This is a genomic window from Bradyrhizobium sp. MI1.11, from assembly GCF_055811255.1.
Map to the genome: position 1 here is coordinate 1 of NZ_JBVVPM010000207.1, position 410 is coordinate 410.

The window sequence follows — 410 nt, forward strand, 5'->3', positions numbered from 1 at the left end:
GCGGTGCCCGCCTTCATCCGCGTGGAGCCGGCGATCAGTTCGCGGCCGGTCTCGATCAGCACCGGAAACTTTGCCGAGGCCAGCAGTACGGTGCCGGGATTGTTGGCAACGCCGATCGTCACTGTACTAAAAGAGCCTGCCTGCTGCAGCGCCGCGACCGTGAATGGCGTTGTTCCGCTGGCGGCAACGGCGATCACAATGTCGTGCGGCGTGAGCCGCGCGGCATTGATCTGTGTGACCGCGTCATCGATATCGTCCTCAGCACCTTCGATGCTGGTGACGAACGCGCTGTCTCCGCCGGCGACGATGAAGTGAACGCGCTGGCTGGGCCATGCGAAGGTCGGCATCAACTCGGCGCCGTCCTGGACCGCCACGCGGGCCGAGGTGCCGGCGCCGACATATACAATGCG

The 410-nt window shown here is 65.1% G+C and carries 1 protein-coding gene; it reads right to left on the reverse strand.

The window, feature by feature from the left end; genetic code table 11:
- Positions 1-410: N-acetylmuramic acid 6-phosphate etherase (locus tag AC0L30_RS43125; RefSeq protein ID WP_473406805.1), on the reverse strand; the 410-nt coding region annotated here is incomplete at both ends.